At 41.4% G+C, this 19,548-nt stretch carries 13 protein-coding genes and 2 pseudogenes; 12 read left to right on the top strand and 3 right to left on the bottom strand.

Going from position 1 to position 19,548, the window contains the following annotated elements; genetic code table 11:
- Positions 1-369: pseudogene (locus QMF79_RS06640) on the bottom strand (alpha/beta hydrolase-fold protein); the annotation flags it as partial.
- Between QMF79_RS06640 and QMF79_RS06635 the strand changes: the two are divergent.
- Positions 347-502, top strand: a pseudogene (locus tag QMF79_RS06635) (MerR family transcriptional regulator); the annotation flags it as partial. The pseudogenes QMF79_RS06640 and QMF79_RS06635 overlap by 23 nt on opposite strands.
- A gap of 101 nt (positions 503-603) precedes the next feature.
- Here the strand turns inward: QMF79_RS06635 and QMF79_RS06630 are convergent.
- The gene (locus QMF79_RS06630) at positions 604-1,317 is read right to left on the bottom strand and encodes a UTRA domain-containing protein (RefSeq protein WP_281773212.1); all 714 of its coding nucleotides are present in this window, start codon (positions 1,315-1,317) and stop codon (positions 604-606) included.
- Between the two features lie 205 nt (positions 1,318-1,522).
- Between QMF79_RS06630 and glgP the strand changes: the two genes are divergently transcribed.
- From glgP to dnaE, 11 genes are all read left to right on the top strand, one after another.
- On the top strand, positions 1,523-3,790 hold the full coding sequence (glgP, locus tag QMF79_RS06625; protein WP_281773211.1) for a glycogen/starch/alpha-glucan family phosphorylase: 2,268 nt from the start codon (positions 1,523-1,525) through the stop codon (positions 3,788-3,790).
- Positions 3,791-3,799: 9 nt separating this feature from the next.
- Positions 3,800-4,591: an endonuclease/exonuclease/phosphatase family protein gene (locus QMF79_RS06620; protein ID WP_281773210.1), complete on the top strand. Its 792-nt coding sequence runs from the start codon at positions 3,800-3,802 to the stop codon at positions 4,589-4,591.
- A 9-nt stretch (positions 4,592-4,600) separates the two neighbouring features.
- Entirely contained in the window at positions 4,601-6,265 is a 1,665-nt protein-coding gene (locus QMF79_RS06615) for a PTS transporter subunit IIBC (protein ID WP_281773209.1), read from the top strand.
- A gap of 186 nt (positions 6,266-6,451) precedes the next feature.
- A complete protein-coding gene (locus QMF79_RS06610) occupies positions 6,452-7,846 on the top strand; it encodes a basic amino acid/polyamine antiporter (protein ID WP_281773208.1) in 1,395 nt (464 codons plus the stop codon).
- Positions 7,847-7,992: 146 nt separating this feature from the next.
- Positions 7,993-8,658: a DUF998 domain-containing protein gene (locus QMF79_RS06605; RefSeq protein ID WP_281773207.1), complete on the top strand. Its 666-nt coding sequence runs from the start codon at positions 7,993-7,995 to the stop codon at positions 8,656-8,658.
- The gene (gene argE / locus QMF79_RS06600; RefSeq protein ID WP_281773215.1) at positions 8,645-9,778 is read left to right on the top strand and encodes an acetylornithine deacetylase; all 1,134 of its coding nucleotides are present in this window, start codon (positions 8,645-8,647) and stop codon (positions 9,776-9,778) included. The genes QMF79_RS06605 and argE overlap by 14 nt, the downstream gene beginning before the upstream one ends.
- A 3-nt stretch (positions 9,779-9,781) precedes the next feature.
- Complete coding sequence (locus QMF79_RS06595) at positions 9,782-10,483, top strand: thermonuclease family protein (RefSeq protein ID WP_281773206.1); 702 nt, start codon at positions 9,782-9,784, stop codon at positions 10,481-10,483.
- A gap of 11 nt (positions 10,484-10,494) precedes the next feature.
- Positions 10,495-11,691 carry an aminotransferase class V-fold PLP-dependent enzyme gene (locus QMF79_RS06590; protein WP_281773205.1) on the top strand — a complete coding sequence of 399 codons (1,197 nt, stop codon included), beginning with the start codon at positions 10,495-10,497 and terminating at the stop codon, positions 11,689-11,691.
- A 94-nt stretch (positions 11,692-11,785) separates the two neighbouring features.
- On the top strand, positions 11,786-12,760 hold the full coding sequence (pfkA, locus tag QMF79_RS06585; protein ID WP_111312126.1) for a 6-phosphofructokinase: 975 nt from the start codon (positions 11,786-11,788) through the stop codon (positions 12,758-12,760).
- A 77-nt stretch (positions 12,761-12,837) separates the two neighbouring features.
- Positions 12,838-13,936, top strand: a protein-coding gene (prfB, locus tag QMF79_RS06580; protein ID WP_281773204.1) for a peptide chain release factor 2 whose coding sequence is annotated in 2 segments (ribosomal slippage) — positions 12,838-12,912 and positions 12,914-13,936 — 1,098 coding nt in all. Because the reading frame shifts where the segments join, the coding sequence is not laid out codon by codon here.
- Between the two features lie 147 nt (positions 13,937-14,083).
- Positions 14,084-17,557, top strand: coding sequence for a DNA polymerase III subunit alpha (gene dnaE, locus QMF79_RS06575; protein ID WP_281773203.1), 3,474 nt, complete (start codon positions 14,084-14,086; stop codon positions 17,555-17,557).
- Positions 17,558-17,634: 77 nt separating this feature from the next.
- Here the strand turns inward: dnaE and parE are convergent, their stop codons facing one another.
- A complete protein-coding gene (gene parE / locus QMF79_RS06570; protein WP_281773202.1) occupies positions 17,635-19,548 on the bottom strand; it encodes a DNA topoisomerase IV subunit B in 1,914 nt (637 codons plus the stop codon).

The raw sequence follows: 19,548 nt of genomic DNA, 5'->3' as shown, positions 1-19,548 counted from the left end.
CCAATGCACCGTGTCCGCCCATTGAATGCCCCATAATGGAACGTTTGCCGTTGGTCGGGAAATTTGCTTCAATTAAAGTAGGCAATTCGTTCAAGATATAATCATACATTTGATAATTCGTCGCCCAAGGCTGCTCGGTCGCATTAACATAAAAGCCCGCACTTGCCCTAAATCGTAAGCCGCATCGTTCGGCACTTGTTCTCCGCGAGGGCTAGTATCAGGCACAACCACAATCACTTGATGTTCAGCTGCATAACGCTGAAAGCCTGATTTAGTAATGAAATTTTGTTCCGTACAAGTCAAGCCAGAAAGCCTATAAATCACACCAAACGGTCGATTTTCTGGATTATTTGAAAGCCAAACAGAAAATGTGAAATGCCAAATTACCGAATTAAAACGCTATTTAGCATTACTGGAATATAAGTTAGCATTTTACCAAAAAGCCAAAGCATTAGGCTCGGTCGAAGCCGTGAATTTGCCACAGATTCCTGAAACAGTCTAAAAGGGAACAAGTGGTCAAATCACGGTCTTGGAAGGAATTTTGAAAGAGACATTTGCAAAATCTAGCTAAAAATAAACCGCTATTTCGAGCGGTTTTTAGGGCTAAACATAGCGTTTTGCCGTTGAAGAAAAGGTAATTTTATCTGGGCGATAACTAATACTGCCGTATTGGAATGGGCGACCATCGGCTAAATAAGTGGTGCTGATTACGCTGACTACCATCTCATATTCGCCTAAATCCATTTTCTCTTTTTCTTCGTCGTTAGCATAACGGAAACTAATTTCCCTCTGAGAATAGCTAATTTTCAAGCCGAGTTCATTTTCTAAATAGCGGTAGATAGATTGTTCAGCAATTTCACGGCTAATAAAAGGCACAATGCGTCTGTCAAAATAAGAGATCTCATATTCCACAGCTTCACCATCTATTTCACGATGGCGACTTATACGGTAAAAGTCTATTTGATCATTTACATTAAAGATCCGCATAAGTGTCTCTTCGCCTTGCACAATATATAAGCTAGAAAGAAGCGTTTTCACTTGATGGGTAAATTTATGGTTTAGCTCACTCATCGTTTTAAGTTCAGAGAGCGGTTGTAATTTTAATAAATCACGCTCTAAAACAATGGAATTTCTGCCCTGCTGTTTCTGAATATAACCATCCATTTCAAGCAAAGATAATGCCTTACGAATTGTATCTTTAGAAAAACCATAGCTTTGCATCAGCTCATTTTCGCTCGGTAATTCTTGATTAGGTGCTAAAAGTCCTTGGCTAATCTGGGTTTTAATTTCACTATAAACTTGCTTATATTTACTCATTTTTACCCTTTCTTTTATGCTTACTCTATTCGTTATTCCTTTATATGTTTTATAGCATACCATAAAACCAGATAAGTTATACGTAAAAACGTGATCCACATCACAATTTCATATAAAAAAACTAACTTTTACGTAAAAGCAATTGATTGAGAATCAGTTTAGAGTAAAATGCACCACAATTCTTAATTTTAAAAGGAGCATTACAATGACTCAATTTAGTACTTTCGTACAAACTGCCACTCATAAAACATTAGAACAACTTAGTGATCATGAAATTTACGTTCAGTTATTAAATTATGTGAAAAGCCTCTCTGCCGACAAAACCAAAAACACCGCCAAACGTAAGGTATACTACATTTCAGCGGAGTTTTTAATCGGTAAATTATTATCAAATAACTTAATTAACCTTGGAATTTATCAAGAGATCAAAGCCGAATTAGCTGAAGCGGGGAAATCCTTAAGCCATATTGAAGATATTGAGCCAGAGCCGTCTTTAGGGAACGGTGGTTTAGGGCGTTTAGCCTCTTGCTTTATTGATTCGATGTCCACTTTAGGCTTGAATGCGGAAGGCGTGGGCTTAAATTATCACTGCGGTTTATTTAAACAAGTATTTAAAAAGAATGAACAGCACGCAGAGCCAAATAATTGGATTGAAGAGAATTCTTGGTTAATTCCAACAGAAATCAGCTATGAAGTGCCGTTCAAACACTTTACTTTAACCTCTAAATTAGATCGTGTAGATATTTTAGGCTATAAAAAAGAGAGCAAAAACTATCTGAATTTATTCGATATTCAAGCCTTAAATTATAATCTTATTGAAACTGGCATTGAATTTGATAAAACCAAAATTAAAGAAAATCTGACGTTATTCCTTTACCCAGATGATTCTGATAAAAATGGCGAGTTATTACGCATTTATCAGCAATACTTTATGGTATCGAATGCAGCACAATTGTTAATTGATGAAGCGATTGAACGTGGCAGTAATTTACACGATTTAGCAGATTATGCTTATGTGCAAATTAATGATACGCACCCTTCAATGGTGATTCCTGAATTAATTCGTTTATTAACCAAAAAACATCATTTGAAATTTGATGAAGCGGTAGAAATTGTCCGTAATATGGTGGGTTATACCAACCACACAATTCTTGCAGAAGCCTTAGAAAAATGGCCGTTAGCTTATTTAAATGAAGTGGTTCCGCACCTTGTGGTAATTATTAAAAAATTAGATCAATTAGTTCGCAAAACCTATAAAGACCCTGCGGTGCAAATTATTGATGAACACAAACGCGTGCATATGGCACATATGGATATTCACTTCTCTAATTCGGTGAATGGCGTAGCAGCATTGCATACAGAAATTTTAAAAAATTCAGAATTAAAAGCGTTCTATGTAATTTATCCTGAAAAATTCAATAATAAAACCAATGGGATTACGTTCCGTCGTTGGTTAGAATTTTCAAACCAAGAATTAGCTACTTATATTAAAACATTAATTGGAGAAGGTTATTTACACGATGCTACAGAGTTAGAAAAATTATTAGCATTTAAAAATGATAAAGCAGTGCATCAAAAATTAGCGGAAATTAAATTTAATAATAAACTCGCATTGAAAAAATATCTGAAAGAAAATAAAGGCATTGAATTAGACGAACATTCTATTATTGATACGCAAATTAAACGCTTCCACGAATATAAACGTCAGCAAATGAATGCACTTTATGTGATTCATAAATATCTTGAAATTAAAGCGGGTAAATTACCCAAACGTAAAATCACAGTGATTTTTGGCGGTAAAGCAGCGCCTGCCTATATTATTGCCCAAGATATTATTCACTTAATTCTTTGCTTATCAGAATTGATTAATAACGATCCTGAGGTAAATCAATATTTAAACGTATTCTTAGTGGAAAACTATAACGTGAGCGTGGCAGAAAAATTAATTCCTGCAACCGATATCTCAGAGCAAATTTCCCTTGCCTCAAAAGAAGCCTCTGGTACGGGCAATATGAAATTTATGCTAAACGGTGCATTAACCCTTGGTACAATGGACGGTGCGAACGTGGAAATTGCGGAATTAGCGGGGGCGGAAAACATTTACACCTTCGGTAAAGATTCAGAAAGCATCATCAAGCTTTATGAAACTGCAGGCTATGTGTCAAAAGATTACTACGAAGCAGACAAAAATATCAAAAGAGCGGTTGATTTTATTCTGAATCCTGCAATTGTGAAATTAGGCAACGAAACGCGCTTAACTCGTCTTTACAATGAATTGTTGAATAAAGACTGGTTTATGACCTTAATCGACTTCGATGCTTATATAAAAGCGAAAGAGCAAATTCTTGCCGATTATGAAGACCAAGATAGATGGAACGAAAAAGTAGTACAAAACATTGCCAAAGCAGGTTTCTTCTCATCCGACCGAACCATTGCGCAATACAACGCTGACATCTGGCACTGTGAGGGCTAAGAGGAAGGTATGAAATTACTGACCCTCAACGTACACGCTTGGTTAGAAGATAACCAAGCAGAAAAAATCGACATTCTTGCCGACACCATTGTGGAAAAAGGCTACGATGTAATTGCATTGCAGGAGGTAAATCAATTGATGGCATCTCCTGCCATTTCTCGGGAATTGAAAGCGGATAACTACGGTGTCATTTTACTCAATAAAATCAACCAAAGTGCAGAGCAAAAATACTCACTTTTTTGGAGCAACTCGCACATCGGTTACGACAAATATGACGAAGGCATCGCCTTTTTAACCCGCTTACCTGTGTGCGAAGTTGATCCGTTTTATTGCAGCCAGCATCAACGCCTTGATTCCATCCTTTCCCGCAAAATTCTCGGCTTAACCGTGGAATATCAAGGCAAGCGGATTGATTGCTACTCTTGCCACATCAATTTGCCGAACTGCGAAGGCGAAAATCAACTCGACAACATTCGTAACATTGTTGAGCGTAGCCAAAGCGATAATCTTAAAATTTTGATGGGTGATTTCAACACCGATGCCATTGGTGATTTGCAATCTTACCAACAAATTCAATCGCTTGGTTTGCTTGATACCTTTGAACTTGCCGAGCAAAAAGACCGCGGCGTGACAGTAGAAAAAGCGATTGACGGCTGGCAAGGACATAGCCAAGAGAAACGATTAGATTATATTTTTTTAAATCAAGCCCAAAGGGTTTTATCCAGTCAGGTGATTTTTAATAACAAAAATAAACCGATTGTATCCGACCATTTTGGTGTAGAAGTCGAGCTTTTATTGTAGGAGATATAAATGAAAAAACTGCTCAGTTTTGAATTTTGGCAAAAATTCGGCAAGTGCCTAATGGTGGTGATTGCCGTTATGCCTGCCGCAGGTTTAATGGTCAGTATCGGTAACTCATTGCCGTTAATTAGCGATGCCCATTGGCTCGCGATGGTGGGAAACATTATTGCCCAAATTGGTTGGGGGATTATTGGTAACCTTCACTTGCTCTTTGCGTTAGCCATTGGTGGTAGCTGGGCGAATGAACGAGCAGGCGGTGCTTTTGCGGCTGGCTTAGCGTTTATCTTGATTAACTTAATCACGGGTAATTTCTTTGGTGTGAAATTGGAAATGTTAAGCGATCCAACTGCACACGTTAGCACCATATTCGCAGGCGAGATTCCAGTTGCACACTACTTCGTGAATATTCTCGGACAACCAGCCTTAAATATGGGCGTGTTCGTCGGGATTATTGCGGGTTTTGTGGGCGCAACCACGTTCAACAGCTACTACAACTTCCGTAAATTGCCTGAAGTGCTTACTTTCTTCAACGGTAAACGTTTCGTGCCTTTCGTGGTAATTTTCCGCTCTGTGATTGTAGCGATTTTCTTAGCCTTATTCTGGCCAATTGTACAAACAGGAATCAATCATTTCGGTGAATGGATTGCCAATTCACAAAGCTCGGCACCAATTCTTGCACCATTTGTGTATGGTACCTTAGAGCGTCTCTTATTGCCATTCGGCTTGCACCATATGCTTACCATTCCGATGAACTACACTTCATTAGGTGGCACTTATGAGTTCTTAACTGGTGCACAAGCGGGCAAACAAGTATTCGGTCAAGACCCATTATGGCTCGCATGGATTTCTGATCTCATTAACTTAAAAGATTCAGGCGATATTGTACAATACAACGAATTACTTAATAATGTGACCCCTGCTCGCTTTAAAGTAGGTCAAATGATCGGCTCAAGCGGTATCTTAATGGGCTTAACCCTTGCGATGTACATCAACGTGGATGCTGACAAGAAAAAAGTTTACAAAGGGATCTTCCTTTCTTCTGCCCTTGCGGTGTTCTTAACTGGTGTAACCGAGCCAATCGAATATATGTTTATGTTTGTGGCACTTCCGCTTTACCTTGTGTATGCCGTAATACAAGGTACAGCGTTTGCGATGGCAGATATTGTGGACTTACGCGTGCATTCATTCGGTAACATCGAGTTCTTAACCCGTACGCCAATGGCAATTAAAGCTGGTATCGGAATGGATTTAGTGAACTTCATCTGGGTCTCAATCCTATTCGCCGTGGTGATGTTCTTTATCGCCAATTTTATGATTAAGAAATTTAACCTTGCTACTGCAGGTCGTAACGGTAACTATGATGCAAAAAACTCAGACGAAGCGCCAGCAGACGAGAAAAAAGTAGCAAACGGCAGTGAACAAGTGGTGAAAATCATCAACTTACTGGGTGGCAAAGATAACATCTCGAATGTCGATGCTTGTATGACCCGTTTACGTATCACCGTTCATAACCCAGAATTAGTGGGCAAAGAAGCGGAATGGAAACAAGTAGGAGCAATGGGCTTTATTGCCAAAGGCACAGGCATCCAAGCGATTTACGGACCAAAAGCCGATGTATTGAAATCGGATATTCAAGATTTGCTTTCATCAGGAGCGGAAATTCCTAAACTGTAAGAGAAGTTTCTTAAAGAAATCTCCATTGATATGTTAATTCAATGGAGATTTTTATTTTTAAATATTCATAATCTCTAAGAGCCGTTGATAATTCATGTCATTTTTTATAATTAGAGAATTTCCTCTTTTTATGATAGATTATGCAAATTTTTTGAATAATTAACGAAATAAATAAAAGGACATTTTATGTCAAAAAGCAAAATCGGGTTAGTATCACTTACTGCACTAGTGCTGAGTTCAATGATTGGTTCGGGTATTTTTAGCCTACCACAAAATATGGCTGCAGTTGCAAGTGCGGAAGCTTTGCTCACAGGTTGGGCAATCACAGGTTTGGGGATTCTTTTCCTTGGACTCTCTTTTTTCTTTCTCTCCCGATTACGCCCTGATTTAGATGGAGGCATTTATACCTATGCCCGAGAAGGCTTTGGCGATTTTATCAGCGGACTTGCAGCATGGGGCTACTGGCTCTGTACTTCTATTGGTAGCGTGAGTTATCTTGTGGTGGCATTTAGTGGCTTTGGTCTCTTCTTTGATAGTGAACAAGTCGCCATCTTTGGCGATGGTACTTCGCTGATGTCGATTTTATCTGCCTCTTTGGTGGTGTGGTTGATCCATATTTTGATTGCAAAGGGCGTAAAAGAGGCCGCCTATGTGAACTTAATTGCAACGATCGTTAAAGTACTTCCGTTAATTGTTTTTATTGTATTAGCCATAATCTTTTTCTCGCCTACTCAATTTATGCAAGATTTCCACGGAGAAAGTTTGCAAATGTCGCTATTAGATCAGATCAAAAGCACTATGCTCATTACCCTTTGGGTTTTTGTGGGCGTGGAAGGTGCAACGGTTCTTTCCGCTCACGCGAAAAAGAAAAATGATGTGGGCATTGCGACTATCCTCGGCATTTTAATCGCCCTGGTTCTTTATGTAGCAATTACTGCACTTTCGCTCGGTATTTTGCCACGTGAAGTGATTGCTGCTATGCCAAATCCTTCAATGACGGGCATTATGGAGCATATGATCGGCACAAGCGGTAAAATTTTGATTACTTTTTGCTTAATTGTATCTGTACTTGCATCTTATATGAGCTGGACAATGTTTTCAGCAGAAGTAATGTATCAAGCTTCTAAAACACAAGTATTCCCACATTTTTTGAATAAAAAGAATGAAAACGACACACCAATTAGCTCGCTCTGGTTTACTAACATCGTTATTCAAATTATCTTGGTGCTCGTTTTTTTTACCAGCAAAGGGTATGATGTACTCATTCAGTTAACAACCACAATGATTCTAGTGCCTTATTTTCTAGTCGGTACTTATTTACTTCGTCTCGCATTTAAAATTGGGGCTGTTTGGTATATCAAGCTAACAGGAATTATTGCAACTCTTTACGGTTTCTGGTTAGTTTACGCTGCTGGAATGGAATATTTGCTCTTTTCGGTGATTTTATACACACCTGGGGCAATTCTCTTTTTCTACACACGTTATCAGAAAACGGGTAAATTTGATTTTTCACGTAATGAAACAGTTGCTCTTGGCTGTACCATTCTTTTATCCATTGGCTCTATTTATGCCTTTTTGTAGTAGGCTTTTATCAGATGAAATATCTCGCCCTAATCTTTAATTTCTTGGTTTCGATTTCTCAAAATACTCGACACTACTTTAAAAGTGGCTCTTTTGCGATAGCGGTTTATCCCTATTTAATGCATCCTTGCTTTAAGAAAATGGCGATGATTTTAACCGTTATGTTCGGTGGATTAATGGCTTATGCGGGGGTATTTTATCTTTTTGGTGAACACGTTGCGATTCTATTTAGTGAACGTTCCATCACCACTTATTTTCATCATTCAACATTAGAACTTTTTTTCCCGATTGGAAGCGTGATTGATGGTAAAGAAAGCTCGCTTTCCAACTTACCGCATATTATGCGAGCATTGTTTAGCTACCAAAGCTACATCGTCGTGCCGTTCTATTTTATTTGCCTTTATCCAATTTCACACAAACGCCTCTGGCTGGTTGAGCTTGTGCTCGCACTGCTTTTTGCTATCGGTACGGCATTAGTATCCGAGATTACGAGCGGTCGCTATTCAGAGGGTAATTTGCAAAATTTCGGCTTAAGCCTCACCATTATTATCGGTAATTTAATGTTGCTTTTTATAGGGCTAGATTTAGACAAAACCCTTACACCACGCCTTAAAAAATCAAGTCTCTGGCTTGGCTTTATTGGATTGATTTGCGTAAGTATTACAATGGTTTATCCAACGTTATTTTCACCAATATTAGAGCGTATCAGCCTTTATACCATAATGATTTGGGAAATAATTGCGGGTTTTGCCGTCATAAGAAATATCATAAGCCATCGTCAACAAGAGGAAGAAGATGATGAAATTTATTGATCGCTATTCACAACTGATTGCCATCCCGACTATTTCAAGCCTTGAAGCATTTGAAGATCAGTCGAACAAACCGCTGATTGAATTATTGGCAAACTGGCTCAATGATTTAGGCTTTCACACCGAGATTTTAGCGGTTGAAAATAGCCGAGATAAATACAATTTATTGGCAACTTATGGCGAAGGTGAAGGCGGCTTATTGCTGGCGGGACACACCGACACAGTTCCTTTTGATGAGGGAAAATGGACGTTTAATCCATTTAATGTTACTGAAAAAGGAGGGAAATTTTACGGCTTAGGTACGGCAGATATGAAAGGCTTTTTTGCTTTCATTGTGGATGTAGTAAGCCAACTTGACTTAAGTCAAGTAAAAAAACCGCTCCGCATTTTAGCCACAGCCGATGAAGAAACGACAATGGTTGGCGCGAGAACCTTTGCACAACACAGCCATATTCGCCCAGATTGTGCCATTATCGGCGAGCCAACTTCACTTAAACCTATTCGAGCACACAAAGGGCATATGGGCGAGGCGATCCGTATTACAGGTAGAAGTGGGCACTCAAGCGATCCCGATCGCGGTATTAACGCAATTGAGCTAATGCACGAAGCTACAAGCCACTTAATTGCGATGCGTAATGAGCTCAAAACCAAATTCCTCAACGATTTCTTCAAAGTGCCTTATCCAACAATGAATTTTGGCAACATTCACGGAGGCGATGCAATTAACCGCATTTGTGCTTGCTGTGAGTTGCAATTGGATATGCGCCCGTTGCCAGGTTTAGCGGTGGAAGATTTACATCATTTGATGCTAGAAAATCTTGCTCCAATGCTGGAAAAATATGGCGATTTAATCGAAATTCGCCAGTTACACGGCGGTATCCCAGGTTATGAATGCGAACATTCCGCTCAAATCGTGCAAGTGGTAGAAAAATTATTGGGCGAAAAATGTGAGTCAGCAAACTATTGCACCGAAGCACCTTATATCCAGCAACTCTGCCCAACGCTAGTGCTTGGTCCTGGTTCGATTGAACAAGCTCATCAGCCTGATGAGTTTTTAGAAACGAAGTTTATTGAGCCAACAAGAGAACTATTGACGAAGTTAATTCAGCATTTTTGTTTTTAAATTATGAAACAACTCTTCTTTTTACTTTCTTTGCTCTTTTTCTGGCAAATTTCACCGCTTGTAATAGCGAAAACAGAGCGAACCATTGATTGCAAAGTTGTGGGTATCAGCGATGGCGATACCCTCACTTGCTTACAAAAGCGCACAGAACTTAAAGTGCGATTGCTTTATATCGATGCCCCCGAGTCATCTCAACCCTTTGGTAATAAAGCGAAGCAAGCCTTATCTAACTTAGCGTTTAAAAAGCAAGTGATGTTGCAAAGCACAGGGTATGATAAATATGGGCGAGTGTTAGCGGTGGTTTATGACCATAACACAAACGTCAATTTAAAACTGGTTGAGCAAGGAATGGCGTGGGCATATCGCCAAACACAGCCAATTTATGAGCAAGCTCAAGAGCAGGCTCGCAGTAGAAAAATCGGTTTGTGGAACGATCTTCGCCCTGTTGAACCAACCGAATGGCGTAAATTAAAAGGCATTAGGTATCAACATTCAAATAATGGTGGGATGGTGCAAATTCGCTCAGCCGAACTCTCTGGCTCGATAGGAGGAGTGGATTGTTCTCAAAGATTAACCTGCAAAGATTTTACCAATTACTCCGATGCCGAGCGTTATTATCGCCAATGTAACGCCAAACGAATGGATGGTGATAGTGACAATATTCCGTGCAATAGCCTCTATAACAAAATGAGAAAACATCGATAAGGAAAATTCCGATGAGCCAAATTAACCAGAAATTTCGCCAACATTTTCCGTTTTTCCGTCAATCTCCTGATTGGGCGTATTTAGACAGTGCTGCGACCACGCTAAAACCGCAAGTGTTGATTGACGCGACGCAGCATTTTTACAGTTCGGCTGGCTCGGTACATCGTAGCCAATATGATTTGTCTCAAACTCAACAATATGAACAAGCTCGTAGTTTAGTCGCTGAACGTTTTAACGCAAAGCGAGAAGAGGTCATTTGGACCAGTGGTACAACTCACAGTCTAAATTTAGTCGCTTACGGGCTAGAAGATCAAATCCAAGCCGGCGATGAGATTGTGATTTCTGTTGCTGAACATCACGCCAATTTTATTCCGTGGCAGCAACTAGCCAAACGTAAACAGGCAAAATTGATTGTGCTGCCGTTAAATGTGGATTACCAAATCGATCAGCAGGCTTTAACGCAAGCGTTATCAGCAAAAACTAAAATTGTGACATTTAATTTAGTCTCGAATGTAACAGGCGTTCGCCAACCAGCGGAACAGATTATCTCCATTATTCGTGAACATTCTTCTGCTCAAATTGTGGTGGATATGGCACAAGCAGTCTGTTCTGAGCAAGTGGATGTACAAAAAATCGGAGCGGATTTCTATGCCTTCTCTGCACATAAAATGTATGGGCCAAATGGCGTTGGCGTTTTGATTGGGAAATTCGACCGCTTGCAAGTCTTAAAACCGCTCTTTTATGGCGGGAAGATGTTACAAAATGTCACTGAAACCGCACTTACGTTAGCAGAGCTGCCTTATCGTTTAGAAGCGGGTACGCCAAATATTGCTGGCATTATTGGTTTTGGCGAAGTGTTACAATGGCTAAAAGAATGGAATTTTAAAGCATTAAATCAATCCCTTTATCAGCTTGCGGAAAATACTCGTAAGCGGTTAAAAAACTATAAAAATTTGCATATTCTAGGCAGTCAAAATAGCCCAACAATGAGCTTTGTAATTGAAGGTATTCACCACGCTGATTTGGCGTCTTTTTTCACAGAAAGCAAAGTAGCTATTCGCAGTGGAGAGCATTGTGCGAAACCTTATCTTCTCTATTTAAATCAAGCGGGAACGGTGCGCCTTTCGCTGGCGCATTACAATACTGATGCGGATGTAGAGCAATTTTTCACAGCCCTTGATAAGGCGTTAGCAATTTTATTGGATTAGATCAAAAAATAACGATTTTATGGTAGAATTCGCCCGCAAAAAGGCGTAATCTCTCGCTCAATTGAATTTTTTAATTTTTAAATAAGGTGTCAAAATGGCTAAAGAAATCAAACGTATTGCCGTATTAACAAGCGGTGGCGATGCACCAGGTATGAACGCCGCTATCCGCGGTGTGGTGCGTGCAGCATTAAGCGAAGGTTTAGAAATCTATGGCGTTCGCGATGGTTACTACGGTTTATACCACGATAAATTAGTAAAATTAGAGCGTCACTCTGTATCAGATGTGATTAACCGTGGCGGTACCTTCTTAGGTTCAGCGCGTTTCCCTGAATTTAAAGATCCCGCCGTACGAGCAAAATGCGTGGAAGTGCTTAAAAAATATGAGATCGATGGCTTAGTGGTAATCGGTGGCGATGGTTCTTATATGGGGGCAAAATTATTAACCGAAGAGCACGGTATTAACTGTATTGGCTTGCCAGGCACTATCGACAACGATGTAGCAGGTACGGATTACACTATCGGCTACCAAACAGCACTTGAAACTGCATTAGAAGCTATCGACCGTTTACGTGATACTTCAAGCTCGCACCAACGTATCTCTATCGTAGAAATTATGGGGCGTCACTGCGGCGATTTAACCATCAGTGCCGCATTAGCAGGCGGTTGTGAATACATCGTGGTACCAGAAAAAGGCTTAGATAAAGAATCCCTTATGCGTAATATTGAAAGTGGTTTACGCAAAGGTAAACGCCACGCAATTATCGCTATTACAGAGTTAATGACTGATGTACATCAATTAGCACGTGAAATTGAAGATAAATTTGGTCACGAAACCCGTGCAACCGTATTAGGTCACACGCAACGTGGTGGCGTACCTTGTGCTTTCGACCGTATTTTAGGCTCGCGTATGGGCGTTTATGCGGTAGAATTATTACTTCAAGGCTTTGGTGGTCGCTGTGTGGGCATCCAAAACGAAAAATTGGTTCACCACGACATTATTGATGCGATCAATAATATGCGTCGCCCATTTAAAGAAGAATTATTTGAAACATCAAGAAAATTATTCTAATTTAATGTTATTATTCAAAAAGTAAATATATAAGGGGCGTGCTGAGCACGCCCTTTGCTATGATTAAAGGAAAAAGAATGTTTGAATTAAACCCGATCCGAACCCAACTTGCTGATCTCGCTGAACGCACCAATGTGCTTCGGAGGTATCTTTGACTTTGATGCTAAAGTCGAACGATTAGAAGAAGTGAATGCTGAATTAGAGCAGCCAGAAATCTGGAATACGCCTGAAAAAGCACAAGCCTTAGGCAAAGAACGTTCTGCTCTTGAAATGGTGGTAAATACCATCAAAGCCCTTGACCAAGGTATTGAAGATCTCGAGGGCTTAATTGAACTTGCCGTTGAAGCAGAAGATGAAGACACTTTCAACGAAGCACAAGCAGAAGCGGTCGAGTTAGAAGCAAAACTTGCAAAATTAGAGTTTCAACGAATGTTCAGTGGTCAACACGATGCGTCTGATTGCTATGTGGATTTACAGGCAGGTTCGGGCGGTACGGAAGCACAAGACTGGACGGAAATGCTCCTACGTATGTATTTACGCTGGGCAGAAAGCAAAGGATTCAAGGCAGAGTTGATCGAGGTTTCAGACGGTGATGTTGCTGGATTAAAATCGGCAACAATTCGCGTGTCGGGTGAATATGCTTTCGGTTGGCTACGTACTGAAACAGGCATTCACCGATTAGTGCGTAAAAGTCCATTTGACTCCAATAACCGCCGCCACACCTCATTTGCTGCAGCTTTTGTTTATCCTGAAATTGATGATGATATTGATATTGAAATTAATCCAGCAGATCTTCGCATCGATGTTTACCGAGCATCGGGAGCGGGTGGTCAGCACGTGAATAAAACCGAATCAGCAGTACGAATTACTCATATGCCATCGGGGATTGTGGTGCAATGTCAGAACGGTCGTTCACAACATCAAAATAAAGATCAGGCGATGAAACAGCTTAAAGCAAAATTGTTTGAGATGGAAATGATGAAGAAAAATGCCGAAAAACAGGCGATGGAAGATAACAAATCCGATATCGGTTGGGGTAGCCAGATCCGCTCTTATGTGTTAGATGATAGCCGTATCAAAGATTTACGTACTGGTGTGGAAAACCGAAATACTCAAGCTGTGCTCGATGGTGATTTAGACAAGTTTATTGAAGCTAGTCTTAAAGCTGGGTTGTAAGTTTGCTAAATAGACTTATTTCTTCGTTTACTAATATTGCCAAATCTCCTTACCTCTCTTTACTAAAGAGTAGGAGAGATTTGGCAGAAGAGAAAACGAAGAAATTATTAGATTAAAACATAAGATAAAACATCTCACAAGGTTCCTATGCTCCCTCGTTTCGTTCATCTCAAAGTTCACAGCGATTTCTCAATGATCAACGGTTTAGCTAAAGTCAAACCGCTGGTAAAAAATGCTGTGGCAGGCAATATGGTTGCGATGGCTCTTACCGATTTTAGCAACTTTTGTGGCTTGGTAAAATTCTATGGTGAAGCCCTCAGTTCGGGGTTAAAACCGATCATTGGGGCAGATATTCTCGTACGTGCCATACCAGAAACTGAAGATCTGGACGAGCTCACTTTACTTGCCAAAAATAACACAGGCTATCACAACATCACGATGCTCCTTTCTAAAGCCTACCAGCAGGGCTATGTCGACCTGCCCGTAGTGGAAAAAGAGTGGCTAACCGAATACAATGAGGGCGTGATTGTCATTTCTGGTGGGCGTTTGGGTGATGTAGGCAAGGCTTTACTCAAAGAAAATGCAAAAGAAGCGGAAAATCTGACAGCTTTCTATCAGCAATATTTCCCCGATCATTTTTACTTTTCACTTTGTCGCACGGGGCGAGCGGATGAAGAGAACTACATTAAAGCGGTTGTGCCTTTTGCCTCTCAGCATAACATCCCGCTAGTTGCGGTGAATGATGTGGTGTTCCTAAAACCTGAGGATTTTGAAGCGCACGAAATCCGCGTTGCGATTCACGATAGCTACACGCTAGACGACCCAAAACGTCCGAAAAAATATTCCGCACAGCAATATTTCCGCACGGAAGAAGAGATGTGTCGCCTATTTGCGGATATTCCAAGTGCTTTGGCAAACACGGTAGAAATTGCAAAACGTTGTTCAGTAACGGTACGTTTGGGCGAATATTTCCTACCAAATTTCCCGACTGGTGAACTTTCCACCGAAGATTATTTAGTGCAAAAATCCCGAGAAGGCTTGGAAGAACGACTTGAATTTTTATTCCCAGATGAAGAAGAGCGTAAAAACAAGCGGTCGGTTTATGATAAACGTTTGCAAGTTGAACTAGATGTAATTAACCAAATGGGCTTCCCTGGTTATTTCTTGATCGTGATGGAGTTTATTCAATGGTCGAAAGAAAATGGTATTCCTGTAGGTCCTGGGCGTGGCTCGGGGGCGGGCTCGCTTGTGGCGTATGCGTTGAAAATTACCGACCTTGATCCGCTTGAATTTGATTTGCTCTTTGAGCGTTTTTTAAACCCTGAACGTGTTTCGATGCCAGACTTCGACGTGGATTTTTGTATGGATGGGCGTGATCGCGTGATTGACCATGTGGCAGACACTTACGGTCGCCAAGCGGTATCGCAGATCATCACGTTCGGTACAATGGCGGCAAAAGCGGTAATCCGCGATGTGGGGCGTGTGCTTGGGCATCCGTATAGCTTTGTAGATCGTATTTCAAAATTGATTCCTCTAGATCCAGGAATGACGCTCGAAAAAGCCTTTGCTGCCGAGCCAAAATTACCCGAGCTTTACGACAGCGATGAAGAGGTAAAAGTGCTGATCGATATGGCGCGTAAACTGGAAGGAGTGACCCGAAATGCAGGCAAACACGCAGGGGGCGTAGTGATTGCGCCAACGGCAATTACCGATTTTTCACCGCTTTATTGCGACTCGGAAGGGATGCATCCTGTAACCCACTTTGACAAAAACGATGTGGAATATGCGGGATTGGTCAAATTCGACTTCTTGGGTTTACGTACGCTCACTATCATTAAATGGGCGTTGGAGATGATCAATGCTCGAATGGCTGCTGAAGGCAAAGAGCCTGTGCGGATTGAAAGCATTCCGCTGGATGATAAAAAATCGTTCGATTTACTGCTGCAATCAAAAACCACGGCGGTGTTCCAGCTAGAGTCTCGCGGGATGAAAGATCTGATTTCTCGCCTCAAGCCCGACTGTTTCGAAGATATTATCGCGTTGGTGGCATTGTTCCGCCCAGGTCCGCTAGAATCGGGGATGGTGCAGAACTTTATCGACCGTAAACACGGCAAAGAGGAAGTTTCCTACCCTGATGCGCAATATCAGCACGAATGCCTCAAACCGATTTTAGAGCCGACCTATGGCGTTATTGTTTACCAAGAGCAAGTTATGCAGATTGCTCAAGAGTTGGCGGGCTATACGCTCGGTGGGGCGGACTTGTTGCGTCGTGCGATGGGTAAGAAAAAGCCTGAAGAGATGGCAGCACAGCGTGAAATTTTCGAGAAAGGGGCAATCAATAAAGGCATTGATGGTAATCTTGCGATGAAAATCTTCGACCTTGTGGAAAAATTCGCAGGGTACGGCTTCAATAAATCGCACTCGGCAGCCTATGCCTTGGTTTCTTACCAAACACTCTGGCTTAAAGCGCACTTCCCCGCTGAATTTATGGCGGCAGTAATGTCTTCCGAGATGGACAACACCGATAAAATCGTAGGCTTGTACGATGAATGTATGAATATGGGCTTAACCGTTGTGCCGCCTGATATTAATAGCGGTAAGCACCGTTTTTCTGTCAATGAAAAAGGCGAGATTGTCTACGGCTTAGGCGCAATTAAAGGCGTGGGCGAAGGCCCGATTGATGCGATTTTATCTGCTCGCCAACAAGATGGCATTTTCAAAGATCTGTTTGACTTAACTGCTCGTGTCGATTTGAAAAAAATCAACCGCCGCACCTTTGATGCGCTGATTATGTCGGGAAGTTTGGATAAACTCGGTCCGCATCGTGCAGCCTTAATGAAAAACTTAGAAGATGCGCTTAAAGCCTCCGATCAGCATTCAAAAATGGAAGCGCTTGGGCAGAGTGATATGTTTGGTGTGCTGACTGAAACGCCAGAAGAGGTACAAAATGCCTATGCAAATACGCCAAAATGGAGTGAGCAAACCATTTTAGATGGTGAGAGGGCAACATTAGGCTTGTATTTGAGCGGACACCCAATCGGGCGTTTCCTTAAAGAGCTGACTCACTATGCACCTGTTCGCTTAAACGAATTACAACCGACTTTTCGTGGGCAAAATGCAACCGTGGCGGGTATGGTGGTGGGCTATCGTGTAGCCGTCACTAAACGAGGTAGTCGCATTGGCATTGCGACCATTGAAGATCGTTCAGGCAAGCTAGATATTACGCTTTTCTCTGAAGCTTTAGAGACTTACGGAGATTTAATTGAGAAAGATGGCATTATTATCGCTACAGGTTCGATACAATTTGATGATTTTAGCGGAGGATTAAAAATGTCCGCCCGCGAAATTATGACGCTTGATGATGCACGTACTCGTAATGCTAAAAGCCTTGCTCTTGCAATCAATCAAGAACAATTAGATGCAAAATTTGTGAAAGAATTGACCGCTTGCATTACACCTTACAAAGAAGGAACCTTGCCTCTGCATTTCTACTACCAAAACGAACAAGGCAGAGCCTTATTAAAAGGTGGTGTAGAATGGCGAGTGACACCAAGCGAAAAAATGCTCGTTGGGCTTCGAGCCTTGCTAGGGGAAAGTTCGGTAGAATTGGAATTTGAGTAAAAGATAAAGGCATAGCAGAGAATTCTATGCCTTATGTTCTTGTTTTCTTGCTCGAAAATATAGAAATTTATCCGCTTTTAAACATCCAACTCTGCTTCATCCCCACGATTTTGTAGCCATTGTTTGCGATCTTCTGCTCGTTTTTTCGCAAGTAGCATATCCATTGCTTCCATGGTGCGCTGTAGAGAGGCTGCTTCGTCTTCATTACTATCCGCTAACGTAAGCTGGATTAAACGGCGCGTGCTTGGATCCATTGTGGTTTCTCGCAGTTGGCTTGGGTTCATTTCACCTAATCCTTTAAAACGTTGTACATTTGGTTTGCCTTTTTTCTTCGCAAGGCGGGCTAAAATCGCCTCTTTTTCGGCTTCATCTAAGGCATAATGAACCTCATCTTTACCAATATCAATGCGGTAAAGCGGTGGCATTGCAACATAAACGTGTCCATTTTTCACCAAACTTGGGAAGTGGCGCAGGAACAAGGCACAAAGTAAAGTTGCAATATGTAAGCCATCCGAGTCCGCATCAGCAAGAATACAAATTTTGCCGTAACGTAGCTCTTCTAAATTATCACTATCTGGATCCATCCCGATGGCAATTGCAATATTGTGCACTTCTTGCGAAGCCAATACTTGATCAGATGAAACCTCCCACGTATTCAAAATTTTCCCACGCAACGGCAAAATCGCTTGGTAATCTTTATCGCGAGCCGATTTCGCAGAACCACCCGCTGAGTCCCCTTCCACAAGGAAAAGTTCGGTTTGGCTTAAATCTTGAGAGATACAATCCGCCAATTTTCCTGGTAAAGCAGGTCCATTAACCAATTTTTTACGTACCACTTTTTTCGCCGCACGCAAACGTGCCTGAGCTGAGCTAATTGCCATTTCAGCAATCTGTTTCCCCACTTGCACGTTTTGATTTAACCATAAACTAAAGGCATCTTTAAGCGTGCTTTCAACATAGCTTGAGGCTTGGCGAGAAGAGAGGCGCTCTTTGGTTTGCCCCGCAAATTGTGGCTCTTGGATTTTGAGCGAAAGTACGTAAGCACAACGGTTCCAAACATCGTCTGCGGTTAATTTCACGCTTTTCGGCAATAAATTATGAATTTCGCAAAATTCCGTCATCGCTTTTAATAAGCCGTTACGCAAACCGTTTACGTGTGTGCCGCCTTGTGACGTTGGGATTAAGTTCACGTAACTTTCCGCCAACAATTCGCCCTCTGGTAGCCAAGTTAATGCCCAGCTTACCGCTTCGGTTTCATCCACCACATCGCCAATAAACGGCGGATTTGGCAAACATTCATAACCTTCTAACGCTTCGTTTAAATAGTCTGAAAGCCCATCTTCATAATACCAAGTCTCTTCGGTTTTATTGATATGGTCTTTAAAGTTGATGGTCAATTTCGGGCAAAGCACTGCTTTGGCTTTAAGTAAATGGCGTAAACGGCTGACCGAAAAATTCGGCGAATCAAAATATTTTAGATTTGGGTAAAAACGAACGGTTGTTCCCGTTTGGCGTTTCGGGCAACTGCCAACTACTTTCAAATCTTCGACTTTCACGCCATTTTCAAACGCAATTGTGTACACTTCGCCATTACGTTTAATCGCAATTTCCACACGTTGTGAAAGGGCGTTCACCACTGAAATACCCACCCCGTGCAGACCGCCGGAGAAAGTGTAATTCTTATTCGAAAACTTACCGCCTGCGTGTAGCTTGGTTAAAATTAACTCCACGCCAGAAATTTTTTCGGTTGAGTGAATATCCACTGGCATACCACGCCCGTTATCAATTACCTCAAGCGAATTATCTTTGTGCAAAATAACATCGATTTGAGAAGCATAGCCCGCCAACGCTTCGTCCACGCTGTTATCAATCACCTCTTGTCCTAAGTGGTTAGGGCGAGTAGTATCGGTATACATTCCAGGACGCATCTGGACAGGTTCAAGATCCTTTAATACCGTAATTTCATCTGCGTCATAACGCTTCTCTGCCAT

Source organism: Pseudohaemophilus parahaemolyticus (genome assembly GCF_938021905.1).
GTDB classification, from domain to species: Bacteria; Pseudomonadota; Gammaproteobacteria; order Enterobacterales; family Pasteurellaceae; genus Haemophilus_A; species Haemophilus_A parahaemolyticus_B.
The sequence above is the reverse complement of the archived record's forward strand: the minus strand, read 5'-3'. Positions and strand labels throughout refer to the sequence as shown.